The 4,551-nt window shown below is 76.5% G+C and carries 6 protein-coding genes and 1 pseudogene; 6 read left to right on the top strand and 1 reads right to left on the bottom strand.

Annotated features, from left to right (window positions below; genetic code table 11):
• The 5 genes from AB6N24_RS22705 to AB6N24_RS22685 all read left to right on the top strand — a co-directional run.
• On the top strand, positions 1-98 hold a 98-nt coding region (locus AB6N24_RS22705; RefSeq protein WP_412871624.1), incomplete at its 5' end, for a DUF6412 domain-containing protein.
• 91 nt (positions 99-189) lie between these two features.
• A complete protein-coding gene (yidC, locus tag AB6N24_RS22700) occupies positions 190-1,053 on the top strand; it encodes a membrane protein insertase YidC (RefSeq protein ID WP_412871623.1) in 864 nt (287 codons plus the stop codon).
• A gap of 176 nt (positions 1,054-1,229) precedes the next feature.
• Positions 1,230-1,631 (top strand): VOC family protein, encoded by a 402-nt coding sequence (locus AB6N24_RS22695; protein WP_412871622.1) that lies wholly within the window; start codon positions 1,230-1,232, stop codon positions 1,629-1,631.
• Positions 1,632-1,686: 55 nt separating this feature from the next.
• A complete protein-coding gene (locus AB6N24_RS22690; protein WP_412871621.1) occupies positions 1,687-2,379 on the top strand; it encodes a TetR/AcrR family transcriptional regulator in 693 nt (230 codons plus the stop codon).
• Between the two features lie 37 nt (positions 2,380-2,416).
• The gene (locus AB6N24_RS22685; protein WP_412871620.1) at positions 2,417-3,397 is read left to right on the top strand and encodes an alpha/beta fold hydrolase; all 981 of its coding nucleotides are present in this window, start codon (positions 2,417-2,419) and stop codon (positions 3,395-3,397) included.
• An 87-nt stretch (positions 3,398-3,484) separates the two neighbouring features.
• Here AB6N24_RS22685 and AB6N24_RS22680 read toward each other — a convergent pair whose 3' ends face one another.
• Positions 3,485-3,868 (bottom strand): TFIIB-type zinc ribbon-containing protein, encoded by a 384-nt coding sequence (locus tag AB6N24_RS22680; protein ID WP_412871619.1) that lies wholly within the window; start codon positions 3,866-3,868, stop codon positions 3,485-3,487.
• A 130-nt stretch (positions 3,869-3,998) separates the two neighbouring features.
• Between AB6N24_RS22680 and AB6N24_RS22675 the strand changes: the two are divergent.
• Positions 3,999-4,551: pseudogene (locus AB6N24_RS22675) on the top strand (hypothetical protein); the annotation flags it as partial.

The raw sequence follows: 4,551 nt of genomic DNA, 5'->3' as shown, positions 1-4,551 counted from the left end.
CGCCCCGGCCGGCGCCGCTGCGCCAGCAGGACCCGGCGACACCGGGCCGTCCGCGGCCGCGGGCCCCGGGAGCGACGCTGCTCCCGCGGGCTGCCTGACGTCACGCACCGGACCTGAGGGTCCGGGCGGCGCACCGGGCGTGGTGCGGGAGCGATCGCCTCCCACCCCGCCTCTCCCCTGGAGTCCGCCGTGCCCGTCGTCGACGCCGTCCTGTCCGCCTTCTCGACCCTCGTCCACCCGCTGCAGCTGCTCGTCGCGTGGCTGCTCGCCGGTTTCCACCACCTCGGCGCCGCCGCCGGGCTCGACCCCGCCGGGGGCGCCGCGTGGGCGCTCGCGATCGTCGGGCTCGTCGTCGTGGTGCGCCTCGCCCTCGTGCCCCTCGTCGTCGTCCAGGTCCGGGCCCTGCGCGGGGTGCAGGCGGTCCAGCCCGAGCTGCGCCGGCTCCGCGACCGGTACGCGGGCCGGACGGACCCCGCGAGCCGGCAGGCGCACCAGCGCGAGCAGGTCGAGCTCATGCGGACCTCCGGCGCGAACCCGCTGCTGGGCTGCCTGCCCGCGCTCGTCCAGGCGCCGGTGCTGTTCGCGCTGTTCGCGACGCTCCAGGGGCTGAGCCGGCACGAGCCCGTCGGCGCGCTGACCGGTGCGCTCGTGCGGCAGGCCGACACCGCGACCGTGCTCGGCGCGCCGCTCTCGGGGGTCCTGTGGGGCTCGGGGCACGGGCCGACGATCGCCGTGACCGCGCTGATGATCGTCCTGATGGGCGTGACGCAGCTCGTCACGCAGCGGATCACCGCGACCAGGAACACCTCCCCCGCGTCGCTCGAGGGCAACCCGCTCGCCCGGCAGCAGCAGGCCGTCCTGCTCTGGGTCCTGCCGGTGCTCGTCGCGGTGCCCGGGCTGCACGTCCCGGTCGGCGTGCTCCTGTACTGGCTGACCAGCACGGTGTGGTCGCTCGGGCAGCAGCTCGTGGTCCTGCGGTTGCTGCCCAACCCGGGGTCGCCGGCCGACCGCGCGCGTACCGAGCGGCTCGCACGGCGGGCGGCGCGCGGCTAGTTGTACGCGGACCTGTTCCGGCGTCCGGGCGTCCGGCTGGCATCCGGGCGGCACCGCCGGGGTCCGGGCGTCCGGGCGTCCGGGCGTCCGGGCGTCCGGGCGTCCGGGCGGCACGGTCGGCTGTGCGGCCCGAGCGCGGCACCTGCCGGCGCCGGAGCGCGGTCCACACTGACCGCATGGCCACCCCCAGACTCGAGGGCATCACCGTGCTCGCGGACGACGTCGCGCAGCTGAGCGCGTTCTACCGCGACGCGCTCGGACTCACGACCGCGGTCGAGGAGGAGCAGTACGTCGCATTCGCCGGCGAGGGCGTCCGGTTCGCGGTCTTCTCCCGCGCGGGCATGCTCGCCCACACGCACGACCACCCTGCGTACCGCGCCCGGACGTCCGGTCAGGCGTTCGAGCTGAACTTCGAGTGCGCCGACCGCGCCGAGGTCGACGAGCGGTTCGCGTGGCTCTCGACGCACGGCGCCCAGGCGGTCGCGCGACCGGTCGAGACCGCCTGGGGTCACTACACCGGGTTCTTCGCGGACCCCGAGGGCAACATCCACTCGCTGTTCGCCGTCCTGCCGGTCTAGTCAGTTTCCGCACGACCGTGCTGTTATTTTCGGACGATCGTGCTATTTTCGCTGGATGACGACGACCGCCCTGCCCAAGGGACGCCGCACCCGGGACGCCGTGCTCACGCGCGGCGTCGAGCTCGCGTGCCGCGTCGGGCTCGGCGGGCTGACCATCGGCGGGCTCGCGGACGAGGTCGGGATGTCCAAGAGCGGGATGTACGCGCACTTCGGCTCCAAGCAGGCGCTCCAGCTCGCGGTGCTCGACGCGGCCGCCGAGGAGTTCGCGACCACCGTGATCGTCCCCGCGCTGCGCGCGCCGCGCGGCGTGGAGCGGGTCCGTGCGCTCGCCGAGCTGTGGATCCGGTGCGGCCTCGAGCGTCAGCCCGGCGGGTGCCTGTTCGTCAAGGCCAGCACCGAGCTCGACGAGCAGGACGGCCCCGTGCGCGACCGGCTGCGTGAGCAGCACCAGCAGCTCGCGCACAGCATCGCGCGCATGGTCGCGGGCGGGGTGACCGAGGGGCAGCTGCGCCCCGACACGGACACCGAGCAGTTCGCGACCGACCTGCACGGCGTGATGCTCGCGATGTACCACGGCTACCGGCTGCTCTCGGACCCCGCCGCCGAGCGCCACGCCCGTACCGCGATCGACCGCCTGCTCGACGCCGCACGGGCGGAGCCGGTTCCCAGTGCCGCCGCGTCGCCCGAAGCCCGGGACAGCCGCGCTCCCGCAGCCGCCGCCACGCCGGCCGGCACCGTCTCCGCATGACCTCCCGCACCGTCCCCACCCGAGAGCAGGCCGCCGCATGAGCGCCGTCGACCCGTCCGCCCGGACGACCTCCACCCCGGCCACCGCGCCCCGCGCCAGCACCGCCCGCGCGACCCGTCGCCGGCTCGCCGCCCGCGCCCGGCTCGCCTACGTCCGCGGCCGGCTGCGCGTGCTCGGCGTCGTCGCACCCCGCCGCGCCGGTGCCGAGGCGTTCGCGCTCTGGTGCACGCTCCCGGGCGGCACCGGGCGCCGCAAGGACTTCCGGCCGTACGCCGGCGAGGTCGTCGAGCTGACCGCGCCGCGAGGCGGCCGGGTCGTCGCCGAGTCGTGGGGCTCCGGGCCCGTCGTCTACCTGGTGCACGGGTGGGGCGGCTGGCGCGGGCAGCTCGGGGCGTTCGTCGCACCGCTCGTCGACGCCGGCTACCGCGTCGTCGCGTTCGACGCACCGGGCCACGGCGACTCCGACCCGAGCGTGCTGGGCCCCGGGCGCGGGACGCTCGTGGAGGTCATGGAGGCGCTCGACGTCGCCGGCGCGCACTTCGGGGACTCGGCGGCGGTCGTCGCGCACTCGATGGGGACGACGGCCGCGTCGAAGGTGCTGAGCGCGGGCCCGCTGCGCACCGAGAGGCTCGTGCTGATCGCGCCCAACCACGACTTCGCCGAGATCCTCGCGGACTTCGACCGCATGCTCCGGCTCTCCGCACGCGTCCAGGGCCTTCTCCGCACCGCGCTCGAGGACTTCGTCGGGCACGCGCTCAGCGACTTCGACCTCGCGCCGCTCGGCGCCGGCGGGCAGCTCCCGCAGACGCTCGTCGTGCACGACCGGCGCGACAAGGAGACCCCGTTCGCGGTCGGCCACCGCGTCGCCGAGTCGTGGCCGACCGCGACGCTCGTCGCCACCGACGGGCTCGGCCACCAGCGGATCCTGCGGGACGAGGCGACGATCGAGCTGATCGTGCGCGACATCGCTGCGCGGCCGTCGACGCTGAGCCCGTCGGCCTCGGCCGGTCGGGCGTGAGCGTCTCGGCCTGAGACCTCCTGCCCGACCGAGGCCGAGGCACCGGTCGGCTTCCCCGGCCGGCGACGGCTCCGGCCGGGCGACCCGTCAGCCGAAGTCGAGGATGTCCCCGAGCCAGGACTCCTTCTTCTTCTTGCGGTACGGCTGGTTCCGCGGGTCGCGGCGCGGGTCGTAGTCACCGCGGGACCGGTCGTCGCGGTACCGGTCGTCGCGGTAGCCGTCGCCGGAGGGCCGCGCGTAGCCGCCGGACGGGTAGGGGTCGGCCGGGTACGGCGCGGTCGGGTACGCCTGCGCGGGAGGTGCGGGCGGTACCGACGCCGCCGCGGGGCTCGCTAGCTCGGCCGCGCGGTCGAGGATCTTGTCGAGCTCGCCGCGGTCGAGCCACACGCCGCGGCACTGCGGGCAGTAGTCGATCTCGACCCCCTGCCGCTCGGACATCACCAGGTCGGCACCGTCGATCGGGCACTTCATCGTGGGCTCCTCGCTCGGGGGCGGCCGCTCCGCCTGCCGTCAGGGGGACAACGATCCCGTGGCACCGATCGTGCCCGCCGCTGCGACCCGCAGCCCCACCCGTCCCGCACCCGGCCGCTACCGTGGCCCGATGGGCCTCGACGTCGACGCCGTGCTCGCCGGCCCGCGCGGCCGGCGGCTGTGCTTCGAGCTCGCGCGCGGCACGCGGCGCCCGGACGGGGTGCCCGAGGTCGACCGTCTGCGTCAGGCCGCGTTCTGGGCCGCGCACGCGCTCGACCCCGGCCGGGGCACGTCGAGCGCGCTCCTCACCGTGGGCACGGGACCGGTACCCGACCCGCCCACGTCGACACCCGCGGACGTCGCCCGTCTCGTCGCCGCCGTGCCGCTCGCACCGCTCGGCAGCGACGCGCTCCTGGACGCGCTCGCCGCCGCCGTCGACCACGCCCGCTACTGGCAGGAGCCCGACGGCGAGGACGTGCTCGCCGTCACCCCCGAGGTCCGGGCGGCGCTCCGGCGCGTCGCGGACCGCGCCGTGAGCCACCCCGCGGCCCGGTGGTGGACGACGCCCGTCGACCGGGCCGCCCAGTGGACCGTCACGCCCGAGGGCGAAGCGGCGCCGGGCCCTCCCGCGGACGACGGGGTCCCCCGCCCGCCGGAGGGCGACGCGGCGCCCGGAGCGCCCG

The sequence above is a fragment of the Cellulomonas jepli genome (assembly GCF_047229345.1).
Lineage (GTDB): Bacteria > Actinomycetota > Actinomycetes > Actinomycetales > Cellulomonadaceae > Cellulomonas_A.
Note: the sequence above shows the minus strand (reverse complement) of the source record. Positions and strands in the feature narration are given on the sequence as shown.

Excerpts from the sequence above, each read along its gene's own strand:
- AB6N24_RS22695 (WP_412871622.1), top strand. The coding sequence starts at position 1,230 with ATGGCCACCCCCAGACTCGAGGGCATCACCGTGCTCGCGGACGACGTC.
- AB6N24_RS22690 (WP_412871621.1), top strand. The coding sequence starts at position 1,687 with ATGACGACGACCGCCCTGCCCAAGGGACGCCGCACCCGGGACGCCGTG.
- AB6N24_RS22685 (WP_412871620.1), top strand. The coding sequence starts at position 2,417 with ATGAGCGCCGTCGACCCGTCCGCCCGGACGACCTCCACCCCGGCCACC.
- AB6N24_RS22680 (WP_412871619.1), bottom strand. The coding sequence starts at position 3,868 with ATGAAGTGCCCGATCGACGGTGCCGACCTGGTGATGTCCGAGCGGCAG.